Origin of the sequence: Vulgatibacter sp. (assembly GCF_041687135.1) — a bacterium.
Classification (GTDB): Bacteria; Myxococcota; Myxococcia; order Myxococcales; family Vulgatibacteraceae; genus JAWLCN01.
Genome location: NZ_JAWLCN010000006.1, coordinates 84,902 through 98,381 on the forward strand (window position 1 = coordinate 84,902; position 13,480 = coordinate 98,381).

Sequence of the window (13,480 nt, forward strand, 5' to 3'; positions counted from 1 at the left end):
GGGTAGCGTGCCGCGCCGATGAACGACGCCCGCCTTCTCGTCCGATTGCCCGATGGCACCAGCAACGAGGTGGTGCTCCACCCGTCCACCTCGCTCGGGCGGCAGCCCGGCAACGTGGTGCTGCTCCCGGATCCGCAGGTCTCGAAGCAGCACGCGCTCATCGAGCGGCGGGCCGACGGCTGGTTCTTCCGGGACCTCGGCTCCTCCAACGGCTCCCTCGTCAACGGGCAGCCAACGGACGGCTGCAGGCTCGGTCCCGGCGACGAGATCCGCCTCGGCGCGAGCACGCTGCTCTTCCGCGGTCCCGGACCCGCCTCCGGCGTGACCCTCTTCGAGAGCGCGCTGGATCCGGCCATCCTCACGGCCCTTCCCGGCGCGGAGGCGGCGGGCTTCCGGCCGGCGTCGCAGATCGAGGACCCGGCGCTGCTCCGGCGGGACTACGAGAAGCTCCGGGTGGCCATGGAGTTCGGCCGCCTCATCGTGCTCGAGCGGGACGTGGATGCGCTCCTCGAGCGGATCCTCGCCTTCGCCTTCGAGGTCCTTCCCGCGGAGCGCGGCGCGATCTTCCTGGTGGGGGAGGGTGGCGGCCTCGAGGCCCGGGCTGTGCGCCACCGGCAGGGAGAGGGGGAGCTCCACCTCTCCGCCAGCCTGCTCGCGCGGGTGCAGCTGGCGCGGGAGAGCGTGCTCGTCCTCGACGCCGGGACCGACACCCGCTTCGCCTCCTCCCACTCGCTTCTCTCCCAGGGCGTGCGCTCGGCGATGGCCGTGCCGCTGCTCGTGGGCGAGGAGGTCCGGGGCGTGCTCTTCCTCGACACCAGGCAGCAGGTGGCGGCCTTCTCCGAGAAGGATCTGCAGCTCCTCTCCGGGATCGCCGCGCAGGCGGCCCTGGCGCTGGAGCGCACCGCCCTCGGCAAGCAGATCGAGCGGGAGGCGGAGACCCGGGCGCACCTGGCGCGCTTCCTGGCGCCGGCGCTGGTGGAGCAGGCCCGCACCGGCCAGATCGAGTTGCAGCGCGGCGGCCAGCTCACCACCACCACCGTGCTCTTCTCCGACATCCGGGCCTTCACCGCCCTCTCGGCCCGCGTCGGGCCGGAGGAGACGGTGCGGATGCTCAACGAGTATTTCGAGCGGATGGTGGACTGCGTCTTCCGCCATGGCGGCGTCCTCGACAAATTCATCGGCGACGCGCTGATGGCGCTCTGGGGCGCGCCGCTCCGCAGGCCCGACGACGTCGACCGCGCGGTGGCCTGCGCCCTCGAGATGCAGCGGGAGCTCGCCGCGCTCAACCGGCAGCGGCAGGCGGCGGGCAGGGAGCCGATCGAGATCGGCATCGGGATCAACGCGGGGCCCGCCGTGGTGGGCAACATGGGCTCCTCCAAGCGGCTCGAGTACACGGCGATCGGCGACGCGGTGAACCTCGCCTCGCGGCTCTGCCACCTCGCCGGCGCAGGCGAGGTCCTGGTGGCTGCGGCGGCCCTGGAGCAGGCAGCGGGACCGGTCGCCGCCGAGCCCCTCCCGCCTGCGCGGGTGAAGGGCAAGGAGGCTCCGGTGGCGGTGGTGCGCCTGCTCGGCTGAATCCCGCTCGGGACCCCGCGCGCAATCTTCCTGCAGGGATCGGCGCGTGTTATCGGAGCGCCATGCTCGAAGCATTCACGACTGCCGAAGGTTGGATCGCCCTGGCCTCCTTGAGCGCGATGGAGATCGTGCTCGGGATCGACAACATCATCTTCATCTCGATCCTCGTGGCGAAGCTGCCCGTGCACCAGCAGGCGAAGGGGCGCCAGATCGGCCTCGCTCTGGCGCTGCTGATGCGCCTCGGCCTCCTCTTCGCCATCGCCTGGATCATGCGGCTCACCGCGCCGCTCTTCACCGTGCTCGGCAACGAGATTTCCGGGCGCGATCTCATCCTCGTCGTCGGCGGGCTCTTCCTCATCGCCAAGGCGACGTACGAGATCCACGACAAGCTCGAGGTGGATCACGAGAAGACCGGGGGCATCGGCAAGAAGTCCACGACCAGCTTCACCGCGGTTCTCCTGCAGATCATCGCCCTCGACATCGTCTTCTCCCTCGACTCGGTGATCACCGCCGTCGGCATGGCGCCGGCGATCAGCATCATGGTCGTGGCGATGGTCCTCGCGGTCGGCGTGATGCTCGTCTTCGCCGGGCCCATCGGCAACTTCGTCGAGCGGAATCCGACGATGAAGATCCTCGCGCTCTCCTTCCTCCTCCTCATCGGCGTGGTGCTCGTCGCCGACGGCCTCGGCCAGCACATCAGCAAGGGCTACATCTACTTCTCGATCGCCTTCTCGCTCCTCGTCGAGCTGATCAACATGCGGCTGCGCAAGGTCCACGAGGCGCCGGTGCGGCTCCATGGCAAGTTCGAGCACGAGCCGAAGCCGCCGGAGCTGGCGAAGTAGGCCGCCGTCGGTCGGCGCGCGCCAACGAGTACGAACCGTTCGTGCGGATGGCGGCCCGGCTGCACACCCTCCCTGCGGCAGGCGGATGGCCAGGAGTGGGGAGGGCACCTGGCATTGTTGCGGTGGGAAAGGAGGCTTTCGTGCTCGCAGGGATCGACATCGCCATCGTGCTCGCCTTCCTCGTCTACGCGGCGAGCGCCGGCCTGCGCAGCCGAGCGGTCTCCTCGCAGAACCTCGAGGAGTACTTTCTCGCCGGGCGCACGCTCAAGGGCTGGCAGGCGGGGACCTCGATGGCGGCGACCCAGTTCGCCGCGGACACGCCGCTCCTCGTCACCGGGATGATCGCCACCGCCGGGATCTTCTCCCTCTGGCGCCTCTGGATCTACGCGATCGCCTTCCTGCTCATGGGCTTCGTCCTCGGCGCCGCCTGGCGGAAGGCCGGGGTCCTCACCGACGCGGAGCTGGCGGAGTTCCGCTACGGCGGCAGCCTCGCCGCGCCCCTGCGCGCCGCCAAGGCGATCTACTTCGGCACGATCTTCAACTGCACGGTGATGGCGATGGTGCTCTTCGCCGCCACCCGGATCGCCGAGCCCTTCCTCCCCTGGGACCGCTGGCTGCCGCCCGATATCCACGGGGTGGCAGTAGGCCTCGTGCAGACGCTCGGGCTCACCCTCACCTCGGCCACCTCGAACGTCGCCGTGCTCTCCGCCAACAACCTGATCTCGCTGCTGGTGATCCTCGGGGTGACGCTCCTCTACTCGACCACCGGCGGCCTGCGGGCGGTGGTGCGCACCGACGTGGTGCAACTCGGGCTGGCGATGGTGGCCACCTTCGCCTACGCCTGGATCGCCGTCGATGCGGCAGGCGGCCTCGGCGCCCTGCCGGAGAAGCTCACCGCGCTCTACGGGGACGGGCGCCTCGGCATCGGCGTGGAGGAGCTGCTCTCCTTCACGCCGGGTTGGGCCGAGAGCGCGGGCTTCGCCGTCCTCGGCACCATGGCGATCCAATGGTTCGCCCAGATGAACGCCGACGGCACCGGCTACCTCGCCCAGCGCACGATGGCCTGCCGCACCACCCGCGACGCCCGCCACGCCGCCATCTGGTTCACCGTGATCCAGATCTTCCTCCGCTCGCTCCTCTGGGTGGCGATCGGCCTCGCGCTCCTCGTCATCGTCCCCGCCGGCGCAGGCGTCGGTGATCCCGCTTTCGTCGCCGGCAGGGAGAGCTCCTTCGTCACCGGCATCGCCGAGCTCCTGCCGCCCGGGGTGAAGGGGCTGATGCTCGCGGCGCTCCTCGCTGCGCTGGCCTCGACCCTCGACACCCATCTCAACTGGGGCGCGAGCTATTGGACCAACGATCTCTACAAGCGCTTCTGGTGCGAGGCGCGGGGCAGGGAGGCGTCGAGCCGCTCGCAGGTGCGGGTGGCGCGCCTCTCCAACCTCGTGATCCTCGTGCTGGCGCTGGTGATCCTCACCCGCCTCGACTCGATCCAGACCGCCTGGCAGACGAGCCTCCTCCTCGGCGCCGGCATGGGCGTGCCGCTGCTGCTGCGCTGGTTCTGGTGGCGGATGACGGCGACGGCGGAGCTCGGCGCCATCGTCGCCTCGACGGTGCTGGCGCCCGTGCTCCTCTTCGCCCTGGACGGCGACGCCGAGCGGATGCTGGTGATGACCGCCCTGTCGGCCTTCGTGGCCGTGGCGATCGCGCGCTTCGGTCCCGCGGAGCCCGCGGCGAAGCTCGACGCCTTCTACCGGCGGGTCCACCCGCCGGGCTTCTGGGGGCCGGTGGCAGCGCGCTGCGGCCACGCGCCCTCGCACCCGCGCAGCAAGCTGAAGGACGGCCTCGTCCTCACCTTCGGCAGCGCGCTGGCGCTCTTCTGCGCGCTGGTCGGCGTGGGCAGCCTGCTCTTCGGCAGCCCCGCGCCGGTCTTCTTCCCCTGGCGCGCCGGCTGGATCGGCCTGCTCTTCGTCGCCGCCGTGGGGCTGGTGATCTGGCTCCGCCGCCGGCACGGGCGCACCCGCGCCGCGAAGGAGCACCACGAGGCGGAAGCGATCGCCTCCTGCGTGATCAGCGCAGGTCGAAGGCGGTGACGCCCGCGGCGTGGGCCACCACCGCACGGCCGCCGTCGGGGCTCAAGGAGACCGAGCGGATCTCGCCGGGCATCTTCTCCTCGCCGAGGACCTCGCCGCTCCCGTCGAGGACGAGCACGGTGTTCGGGGCGGGGACGCCCTCCGGCGCCGGCGTCTCGAAGGGGCGCGAGGTGACGCCCACCACGATCCGGCGCGCCTGCGGCGACACGGCGAGCTCCACCTCGTGGCCGAAGACCGGGCCGAGCACGCCCTCCTCGAGATCCTGCAGCTCGTGGAGCTCGATCCTGCCCTCCTCGCCCACGGCGGCGATGGTGAAGCCGTCGCCACCTGCGATCCGGGTGGCGGGGAAGGGGATGGTGCCGAAGCTGTTGTCCGCGGCGTCCCAGCGGCCGAGGTAGCCGCTGTCGTTGATGTATACGTAGACCTCGTCGAAGGCGTGGGCGATGGCCCGCACCGAGAGGAAGGCGGCTTCGCCACCTGCGGGGCGGTGGATCTCGGTGACCATGCCTACGTCCGAGACCTCGACCAGCGCGCCGCCGGGCACGAGCATCTGGGTGCCGTTGGTCATCGCCGCGGCGTACCTGCCGTCGATCCGCAGCGGCCCGGTGACGAGGTTGCGCGGGTTCTCGATGGGCAGCTCGCGGACGCGGCGGTTCTCCGGCTCGATCCGGAGCAGCGGGCCGCCGGGCTCCGCCGAGCCGAAGAAGGCCTGGCCGCCGACCACCAGCGGCTGCGAGGGCACCAGCCCGCCGCAGCCGGCGCAGTCGAGGGCCACGGTCTCGGTGGGCTTGCCGTCCGCCGAGAGGAAGATCCCTTCGGCCGACGCCCCTTCCGCGCCGGCGACCGCGGCGAAGATCTCGCCGCCCGGCAGCACCGTCGCCGCCTGCACCCCGCCGGCCTTCCAATTCCACGCCTTCTCCACGGCGGGGGCCGGCTCCTCCGAACCGCAGGCGACGAGGAGGAGGGGAACGAGGGCGAATTTGCGCATGGGCGATCTCCGAGAAGAAGTACGGCCCCGATGCGATCACGCCGCGAGCGGCGCCGTCAAGGCGCGTCAGCTCGCAAAATGGCAGGCCACCTGCCGGTCCCCGTCGAGGACCCGCAGCAGCGGCTCCTCGGATCTGCAGCGCCCCTGCTGCTCCCGCCCGAGCTGCTTGTAGAGCGGGCAGCGCGGATGGAAACGGCAGCCGGCCGGTGGGGCGAGGGGGGAGGGCACGTCGCCTTCGAGGACCACCCGCTGCCGCGTCGCCTCCCGGCGGGGATCGGGGAGCGGCACCGCCGAGATCAGCGCCTGGGTATAGGGATGGGCGGGCCGCCGGTAGATCTCGTCGGCAGCCGAGAGCTCCATCACCTTGCCCAGGTACATCACCGCGATCCGGTCGGAGAGGTGACGCACCGCCGCCAGATCGTGGGCGATGAAGAGGTAGGTGAGGCCGAGGTCCCGCTGCAGCTCCACCAGCAGGTTGAGCACCTGGGCGCGGATCGAGACGTCGAGGGCGGAGACCGGCTCGTCGCAGACCACGAAGGCGGGCGAGAGCGCCAGCGCCCGGGCGATCGCCACGCGCTGCCGCTGGCCACCGGAGAACTCGTGGGGGTAGCGGCGGATGTAGCGCGGGTTCATCCCGCACCGCCCGAGGATCTCCTTCACCCGATCGAGGACCTCGGGGCCCTTGTGGCCGTGGGCCCGCAAGGGCTCTGCCACGATGTCGGCCACGGTGAGCCGCGGATTGAGCGAGCCATAGGGGTCCTGGAAGATCATCTGGATGTCGCGGCGCCGCCTGCGCAGCGCCTCGCCCTCCAGCGCGAGCAGATCCTCGCCGAGGAAGTCGACCCTGCCGGCGGTCGCCTTCGCGAGCCGCACCAGGGCCCTGCCGGTGGTGCTCTTGCCGCAACCCGACTCGCCCACGAGGCCCAGGGTCTCCCCGCGCTTCACGTCGAAGGAGACGCCGTCCACCGCGCGCACCGCCGCCACCTGCCGGCGCAGGAAGAGGCCACGGGTGACGGGGTAGTGCACCTGCAGGTCCCGGACGTCGAGGATGGTGTCGGCCTGCTGCCGGGCAGGCGCTGCGCTCATGCCGCCCAACACGCGACCTCCCGTCCCTCGTGCAACACCTTCGTCTCCGGATAGACCGCGGCGCACTGGTCCATCGCCTTCGGGCAGCGCAGGCGAAAAGGACAGCCCGACGGGAGGCGCGAGGGATCCGGCGGCTGGCCCGGGATCGGCACCAGCTGCTCCTTCTGCTCGGAATCGAGGCGCGGCACCGAGGCGAGCAGCCCCTGGGTGTAGGGATGGAGCGGCGCGCCGAAAATCTCCTCCACCGTGCCACGCTCCACGATCCGACCGGCGTACATCACGGCGACGAGATCGGCGTTGCCCGCCACCACGCCGAGATCGTGGGTGATGAGGATCGTCGACGAGCCCAGCTGCGCCTGCAGCGACTTGAGCAGCTCGAGGATCTGCGCCTGGATGGTCACGTCGAGCGCCGTGGTCGGCTCGTCCGCCACCAGCAGCGCCGGCTTGCAGAGCAGCGCCATGGCGATCATCACCCGCTGCCGCATGCCGCCGGAGAATTGGTGCGGGTACTGATCGATCCTGCCGTCGGGATCCGGGATGCCGACCATCCGCAGCATCTGCAGCGCCTCGGTCCGGGCCTGCTTGCGGGCCATGCCCTTGTGCGACTGGAGCACCTCGGTGAGCTGCCGCTCCACCGTGAGGAAGGGGTTGAGCGCCGTCATCGAGTCCTGGAAGATCATCGCGATGCGATCGCCGCGCAGCGCCCGCCGGCGCTTCTCGCTCGCGGTGAGCAGGTCCTCGCCCTCGAAGAGCGCCGCGTCCCCGAAGACCCTGCCTGGCGGCTGCGGCACGAGCCCCAGCATCCCGTACATCGTCTGGCTCTTGCCCGAGCCGGACTCGCCGACCACCGCCAGCGTCCTGCCCCGGGGCACGTCGAAGGAGACGCCGTCGACCGCCTTCGAGACGCCGTCTTCGCCGGGATAGTGCACGTGCAGGTTGCGCACGGAGAGAACGTGGTCGCTCATCAGCTCTTCATCCTCGGATCGAGGGCGTCGCGCAGGCCGTCGCCCAGGAAGTTCAGGGCGAAGAGCGTCACCGTGAGGAGCAGGCCCGGGAAGATCAGCATGTGGGGCAGGAAGGTCATCGAGTTGGCGCCGTCCGCGACCAAGAGCCCCCAGGAGGCGTTGGGCGCCTGCACGCCGAGGCCGAGGTAGGAGAGGAAGGCCTCCTCGAGCATCACCCGGGGAATGGTGAGGGTGGCGTAGACGATGATCGTGCCCAGGGCGTTGGGGACGAGGTGGCGGAAGATGATCCCCGCGTGCCCCACGCCGCTCGCCCGGGCCGCGTCGACGAACTCGCTGTTCTTCAAGCTGAGCACCTGGCCGCGGACGATGCGGGCCATGGTGAGCCAGGAGACCGCACCCAGCGCCACGAAGAGCAGGACGAGCGAGCGGCCGAAGAGGACGAGGAAGAGGATCACCACGAACATGAAGGGGATGACGTACATGACGTCGACCATCCGCATCATCGTGGCGTCGACCTTGCCGCCGAAGTAGCCGCTGGTCGCGCCCCAGGCCACGCCGATGGTGAGCGAGACGGCGGTGGCGCACAGGCCCACCAGCAGCGAGATCCTCCCGCCGTGCATGGCGCGGACGAGCAGATCGCGGCCGTGCATGTCGGTGCCGAACCAGTGGGAGAGGGAGGGCCCCTGCGCGCCGTAGGCGAGGTCCTGCTGCTCGAAGCTGTAGGGCATCACCCAGGGCCCCACCACCACGAAGAGGAACATCAAGACCAGCAGCCCCGCGGAGAAGACCGCCATCCGGTTCTTCTTGAGGCGGCGCCACGCGTCCTGCCAGAGCGAGGTGCCCTGCACCTCCTCCTCGAGGGGCCGGCTCGCGTCGGGGAGGCCCGGGGGCAGGCCGGCGCCGCCGTAGAGCGTCTCGTTGGGCGACGTCATTCGTCGTACCTCACGCGTGGATCGAGCAGGCCGAGGCCGAGATCGACGAGGAGGTTGGCCACCAGCAGGAAGATCGCGTTCACCACCACCACGGCCATCGCCAGGGTGATGTCGCGGTTGAGCGCCGCGTCGACGAAGTAGCGGCCCATGCCGGGGATGTTGAAGATGCGCTCGATCACGATCGATCCGGTGAAGAGACCCGCCAGCGCAGGCCCGAGATAGGAGATCACCGGGAGCATCCCGCCGCGCATCGCGTGGCGCAGGATCACCAGCCGCTCGGAGAGCCCCTTGGCCCGTGCGGTGCGGATGTAGTCCTGCCGGATCACCTCGAGCATGCCGCCGCGGGTGAGGCGCGCGATGTAGGCGGCGTAGACCGAGCCCAGGGTGAAGCCCGGCAGGATCATGTACTGCCAGCCATCCCAGCGCGCTGGCGGCAGCCACATCAGCGTGAGCGAGAAGACGAGGATCAGCACCGGCCCCAGCACGAAGTTGGGGATGGAGATGCCGAGGAGCGCGGCCCCCATCGCCGCGTGATCCTCCCAGGCGTTGTGTTTGATTGCGGCGAGCAGTCCCGCACCGAGGCCGATGAGCAGCGCGAAGCACATCGCCACCAGGCCGAGCTGGATCGTCACCGGGAGGCCGGCGGCGATGAACTCGTTCACGCTCCGGTCCTTGTATTTGTACGAGGGGCCGAAGTCGCCGGTGGTGTAGTTGGCGAGCATCCAGCCGTATTGGAAGGCGCCGGTGCAGAATTTCTCCGCCAGCGACGCCGCCGCGTTCTCCGCCCGGAGCGCCCGCTCCGCTGCGGGCTCGAGCCCCTGGGCGAGGGCGGGGAGGAAGCGCGCTTCGCACCACGGTTCGCGCAGATGGTATTTGAGCTCGAGGTTGCGCTTCACCTCGGCTGGCACCGGCTTCTCGGCGTCGAAGGGGCCGCCGGGGGCGGCGCGCATGAGCACGAAGCTCAAGGTGAAGATGACGAGCAGGACGGGAACGATCCCGAGGATCCGGCGCAGCGCGTAGCGACCCATCACCTACCTCTCCAACCGGATGTCGCGCAGCGGGTGGATGCCCTGCGAGTTGGGATGGAGGCCCTTCACCCACCCGCCGATCAGCGTCTGCTTCGAATAGAAGTAGAGCGGCAGGATCGGCGCCTCCTCGAGCAGGATCGCCTCCGCCTTCGCGTAGAGCGCGTAGCGCTCGGCGTCGTCGACCTTCGTGAGCGCTTCGTTCACGAGCCGGTCGTAGGTGGCGTTCTTCCACTTCGCCTCGTTCAGCTCCGAGTCGGAGAGGAACATCGAGAGGAAGGTGTAGGGATCCTGGAAGTCCCCGGTCCAACCGGCGCGGGCGATCTCGAAATAGCCCTCGGTGCGGTTGTTCATGAAGACCTTCCACTCCTGGTTCTCGAGGGCGACGTCGATCCCCAGCTCCTTCTTCCACATCTGCTGGATCGCCTCGGCCACCTGCTTGTGCCGGTCGTCCGTGTTGTAGGTGAGCGTCAGCTGCGGGAAGGGATTGCCGCCAGGGCCGTAGCCCGCCTCGGCGAGGAGCCTGCGCGCTGCTGCCGGATCGTGGTCCGGCGCCTGCGGCGGCTCGTAACCGAGGGGCTCGAAGAGATCGGGGACCAGCGTCCGCGCCGCGCGCTCGCCGCCGCGGGTGACGAAATCCACCAGCGCCTGCTTGTCGATGGCGAGGTTGAGCGCCTGCCGCACGCGCTCGTCCTGTACCGGGGAGGCCCGCTGCGCCGGCGTGTCGGTGCGCACGTTGAGCCAGTAGAAGTAGGTCGCGAGCTCGGGGTTCTTGCGGTAGTCGCGCTTGCCCTCGAGGAACGAGAGGTATTCCACCGGCGGCTTGTTGTCCGCGCCGAGCCAGTCGAGCTCGCCTGCCTTGAAGAGGCGCACCATCGCGTGGTTGTCGTCCGAGATCACGGCGACGGCGCGATCGATCGCCACCTCGTCGCGGCCCCAGTAGGTGGGGCTCTTCTCCAGCTCGATCTCGTAGCTGATCCGCCAGTTGGCGAGGTGGAAGGGGCCGTTGGTGACGATGTTCTCGGGCCGGGTCCAGCGAATCCCGTGGGCGCGGATCGTCTCCTCGGGTACCGGGTAGAAGGGCGCGAAGGCGAGGAGGTCGAGGAACCACGGCACCGGCTGCGCGAGTTGCACCTCGAGGGTGTTTTCGTCCAGCGCCCGGACGCCGACCTCCTCCGCCTTCGCCTTCCCCTCGGCGAAGGCCTTGCCGTTCTCCAGGTCCCAGAGGAGCGCCGCGTATTGCGCCGCGGTGCGGGGATCGAGGACGCGCCGCCACGCGTAGACGAAGTCGTGGGCGGTGACGGGCCTGCCGTTCGACCAGCGGGCGTCGGGGCGGAGGTGGAAGAGGTAGCGCGTGCCGTCCTCGCTCCGCTCCCAGGAACGCGCCACGCCGGGCAGCGGCTCGAGGGTCGCCGGGTCGTAGCGCATCAGCCCTTCGAAGACGTTGCGGGCGATCTCGAGGCCGGGCGAGTCGTAGGCGAGTCCCGGGTCGATCGACTCGGGCTCGGCGCCGCCACCGAATACGTAGGTGTTGTCGGAACGGGTTCGCTCGGCAGGGCCGAAGGTCTCACCGCTCTGCTTGCAGGCACCGAGGAACGCGAGGAGCGAGGCGAGGACGAGAAGCAGACGCGAAGGCACCGAGGCGGTCCCCCTGGGAAGCCGATGGACGATTCGGGCGGACGCGGGTAGGGCTCAACCGGCGGCGCGGGCCTGTTCCGCCCGGGCGCGGACCTCGTAGAAGATCACCACCGAGAGACAGTGGAACTCGTTGTCCGAGGACTGCACCACCACCCGGTCGATCACGTCGAGGTCGGAGTTGGCCTTGAGCCAGCGCGTGACGTTGGCGCCCAATTCGTCGCGGTCCCGTGCCCTGGTGGCGGAGAAGACCTTCACTCCCGAAAACATACGACCGCTCCCACCGCGCTTCCGCGCGGAAATCGAATGGGGCCCTGCGAAGGGTGCGGAAACGTGCGGGATCATTTCAGCCCGCACACCGGGTGTCAAACGGGGAGGGGCCCGAGAGGTGACTTGTTCACCCGTGGTCAAGGGCCGGCAGGGATCTTCGATTCCGATCCCGGCGGGCCTGTGGTAGCGGAGGGCAGTTTTCCAAGAGGAGGACGGCCTTGCTCGTCGATCTGCACGTCCACACTTCCTTCACGCCGGGCTGCAAGCTCGATCCGACCCTTGCCCTCGAGAAGGCCGAAGGGGTGGGGCTCGACGGCATCTGCTTCACCGACCGCAACACCTGGAAGGGCGCGGCGGCGCTCCACCGGCTCCGCGAGCAGACCGACCTGGCCATTTTCGTCGGGGCCGAAATCACCACCGACCACGGCCACTACCTCGTCTTCTTCCCCAGGCCCGAGGAGGTCCCCGAGCCTGCGGAGATGTTCGGCGCGCCGGGCGACGGCGAGCGGTGGCCGGTGCGCAAGGTGATCGAGACCGTGCGCGAGCGGGGCGGGGTGGCGATCGCCGCCCATCCCTACGATCGCAACCTCGAGCGCCCCGCCGGTGATTTCATCTTCACCCTCCGCGGCCTCGCCGCCATCGAAGGCTTCGCCGGCACCCGCAAGAACAACGTGAACGAGCTCGCCATCGAGGCCGCCGATCACCTCTCGCTACCCTGCGTCGGCGGCAGCGCCGCCGAGGGCAGCTACCAGGAGATCGGCACGGCGGCGACGCTCTTCCGCGATCCGATCCGGGACGAGGCGGCGTTGGTGGCGGCGCTCCGCGCCGGCTCGGTGTGGGCGGTGGCCATCGGCACGCCCCCGAAGTTCGTCGGCGACGAGCTCGCCCTGCGCGAGCGCGAGGAGCGCCGGGACGAGCGGCGCGACGACCGCCGCGGCGGATACGGCGGCGAGCGCCGCGGCGGCCGCGACGATCGCCGGGGCGGCGGCGGCCACCGCAGGCGCGGCGGCAGGGGCGGCCGGGGCGGCGGCGGGCGCCGCTAAATCGGAGCTGCGCCGAGCGGCTCTCGTGCTCCTCGAACCGGGCGGGGTGGTCTGAACCCAGCCGCCGCGCCCGATCCCTGCTTGCGCCCACAGTCGCACGACTCCGGCCGCTCGCCTCTCACGGGATGAATCCATCCCGCAGACGGATCCGACAGGCCGTCTCGCCTGTCGGGCCACCGCTCCACTCCCGCAGCGCCTCGCCCGAGCGATTCACGACCCTTCCGGGCGGTAGAACGCAGCGCGAGATCAACATATGCTTTTCAAGTGGCCGGTTGGTTGTCGAGCCCCTTCGTTGCAGCGGAACGTGGGAGTGGACGATGGCGAAGCCAAAGAAGAGCGCGCAGGGAAAGCTCCGGTTCAAGGAGCGGAATTGGGGCGGCGCTCGCAAGGGCGCGGGCCGCAAGCCGAAGGGCCCGCGTCCTCTCGGTGATCGGCGCGCCGTGCCGCACCACCGCCGTGCGGAGATCGAGCGCCGGCATCCGGTGCACGTCACCGTGCGGATGATGCCGGATGTCTGGAACCTGCGGACCAACCGGGCGTGGAACGTGCTCTCCCGCGCGTTGCTGGCGGTGCGGGAAACCGGCGCGCGCCTCACCCACTATTCGGTGCAGGGCAACCACCTCCACCTCATCCTCGAGGTGGAGCACCGCCGGAACCTCGGCCGGGCGATGCGCTCGATCTCCATCCGCGTCGCCAGGGGGCTCAACCAGCTGATGCGCCGCAGCGGCCGCGTCGTCGCCGACCGCTACCACGCCGCCGTGCTCCGCACCCCGACCCAGGTCCGCAACGCAATCCGCTACGTCCTCTCCAACACGCGCAAGCACATGCTCGAGCGTCGCGACCCGGTCGGCCCGGTGGTGATCGATCGCTTTGCGGCGGGGCCACAGGGGCAGGCTCCCGTGACGATGGACCTGCGCGGCGACGACCGAGTGCTGCTCGAGCCACGAACCTGGTTGCTGCGCGAGGGCTGGAGCCGCCGACCCACGGCGAAGCCGGTGTTGGCGATGCACCGATAGTCGCGGGCCCGGT

The 13,480-nt window shown here is 70.2% G+C and carries 12 protein-coding genes; 5 read left to right on the forward strand and 7 right to left on the reverse strand.

What is annotated here, in order from left to right:
* Positions 1-18: 18 nt before the first annotated feature.
* From ACESMR_RS15240 to ACESMR_RS15250, 3 genes are all read left to right on the forward strand, one after another.
* The gene (locus ACESMR_RS15240) at positions 19-1,575 is read left to right on the forward strand and encodes an adenylate/guanylate cyclase domain-containing protein (RefSeq protein ID WP_373047954.1); all 1,557 of its coding nucleotides are present in this window, start codon (positions 19-21) and stop codon (positions 1,573-1,575) included.
* Positions 1,576-1,637: 62 nt separating this feature from the next.
* Positions 1,638-2,417 carry a TerC family protein gene (locus tag ACESMR_RS15245; protein ID WP_373047955.1) on the forward strand — a complete coding sequence of 260 codons (780 nt, stop codon included), beginning with the start codon at positions 1,638-1,640 and terminating at the stop codon, positions 2,415-2,417.
* Between the two features lie 140 nt (positions 2,418-2,557).
* Positions 2,558-4,507 carry a sodium:solute symporter family protein gene (locus ACESMR_RS15250; protein WP_373047956.1) on the forward strand — a complete coding sequence of 650 codons (1,950 nt, stop codon included), beginning with the start codon at positions 2,558-2,560 and terminating at the stop codon, positions 4,505-4,507.
* Here ACESMR_RS15250 and ACESMR_RS15255 read toward each other — a convergent pair.
* The 7 genes from ACESMR_RS15255 to ACESMR_RS15285 all read right to left on the reverse strand — a co-directional run bounded on the left by ACESMR_RS15255 (position 4,485) and on the right by ACESMR_RS15285 (position 11,408).
* Positions 4,485-5,495, reverse strand: coding sequence for a hypothetical protein (locus ACESMR_RS15255; protein ID WP_373047957.1), 1,011 nt, complete (start codon positions 5,493-5,495; stop codon positions 4,485-4,487). The genes ACESMR_RS15250 and ACESMR_RS15255 overlap by 23 nt on opposite strands.
* A 66-nt stretch (positions 5,496-5,561) precedes the next feature.
* Positions 5,562-6,581 carry an ABC transporter ATP-binding protein gene (locus ACESMR_RS15260; RefSeq protein WP_373047958.1) on the reverse strand — a complete coding sequence of 340 codons (1,020 nt, stop codon included), beginning with the start codon at positions 6,579-6,581 and terminating at the stop codon, positions 5,562-5,564.
* Positions 6,578-7,546, reverse strand: coding sequence for an ABC transporter ATP-binding protein (locus ACESMR_RS15265; RefSeq protein WP_373047959.1), 969 nt, complete (start codon positions 7,544-7,546; stop codon positions 6,578-6,580). The genes ACESMR_RS15260 and ACESMR_RS15265 overlap by 4 nt, the downstream gene beginning before the upstream one ends.
* Positions 7,546-8,478 carry an ABC transporter permease gene (locus ACESMR_RS15270; protein ID WP_373047960.1) on the reverse strand — a complete coding sequence of 311 codons (933 nt, stop codon included), beginning with the start codon at positions 8,476-8,478 and terminating at the stop codon, positions 7,546-7,548. Before ACESMR_RS15270 ends, ACESMR_RS15265 begins: the two co-directional genes overlap by 1 nt.
* Positions 8,475-9,506, reverse strand: coding sequence for an ABC transporter permease (locus ACESMR_RS15275; RefSeq protein ID WP_373048090.1), 1,032 nt, complete (start codon positions 9,504-9,506; stop codon positions 8,475-8,477). Before ACESMR_RS15275 ends, ACESMR_RS15270 begins: the two co-directional genes overlap by 4 nt.
* Before the next feature lie 3 nt (positions 9,507-9,509).
* Entirely contained in the window at positions 9,510-11,141 is a 1,632-nt protein-coding gene (locus tag ACESMR_RS15280) for a peptide ABC transporter substrate-binding protein (RefSeq protein ID WP_373047961.1), read from the reverse strand.
* A 54-nt stretch (positions 11,142-11,195) separates the two neighbouring features.
* On the reverse strand, positions 11,196-11,408 hold the full coding sequence (locus tag ACESMR_RS15285) for a hypothetical protein (RefSeq protein ID WP_373047962.1): 213 nt from the start codon (positions 11,406-11,408) through the stop codon (positions 11,196-11,198).
* Positions 11,409-11,626: 218 nt separating this feature from the next.
* Here ACESMR_RS15285 and ACESMR_RS15290 point away from each other — a divergent pair, with 218 nt between their 5' ends.
* On the forward strand, positions 11,627-12,451 hold the full coding sequence (locus tag ACESMR_RS15290) for a PHP-associated domain-containing protein (protein ID WP_373047963.1): 825 nt from the start codon (positions 11,627-11,629) through the stop codon (positions 12,449-12,451).
* A 317-nt stretch (positions 12,452-12,768) separates the two neighbouring features.
* The gene (locus ACESMR_RS15295; RefSeq protein ID WP_373047964.1) at positions 12,769-13,467 is read left to right on the forward strand and encodes a transposase; all 699 of its coding nucleotides are present in this window, start codon (positions 12,769-12,771) and stop codon (positions 13,465-13,467) included.
* Positions 13,468-13,480: the final 13 nt, after the last annotated feature.

Coding starts and splice junctions, on each gene's coding strand:
- ACESMR_RS15265 (WP_373047959.1), bottom strand. CDS start 7,546: ATGAGCGACCACGTTCTCTCCGTGCGCAACCTGCACGTGCACTATCCC.
- ACESMR_RS15270 (WP_373047960.1), bottom strand. CDS start 8,478: ATGACGTCGCCCAACGAGACGCTCTACGGCGGCGCCGGCCTGCCCCCG.
- ACESMR_RS15245 (WP_373047955.1), top strand. CDS start 1,638: ATGCTCGAAGCATTCACGACTGCCGAAGGTTGGATCGCCCTGGCCTCC.
- ACESMR_RS15255 (WP_373047957.1), bottom strand. CDS start 5,495: ATGCGCAAATTCGCCCTCGTTCCCCTCCTCCTCGTCGCCTGCGGTTCG.
- ACESMR_RS15240 (WP_373047954.1), top strand. CDS start 19: ATGAACGACGCCCGCCTTCTCGTCCGATTGCCCGATGGCACCAGCAAC.
- ACESMR_RS15260 (WP_373047958.1), bottom strand. CDS start 6,581: ATGAGCGCAGCGCCTGCCCGGCAGCAGGCCGACACCATCCTCGACGTC.
- ACESMR_RS15295 (WP_373047964.1), top strand. CDS start 12,769: ATGGCGAAGCCAAAGAAGAGCGCGCAGGGAAAGCTCCGGTTCAAGGAG.
- ACESMR_RS15275 (WP_373048090.1), bottom strand. CDS start 9,506: ATGGGTCGCTACGCGCTGCGCCGGATCCTCGGGATCGTTCCCGTCCTG.
- ACESMR_RS15285 (WP_373047962.1), bottom strand. CDS start 11,408: ATGTTTTCGGGAGTGAAGGTCTTCTCCGCCACCAGGGCACGGGACCGC.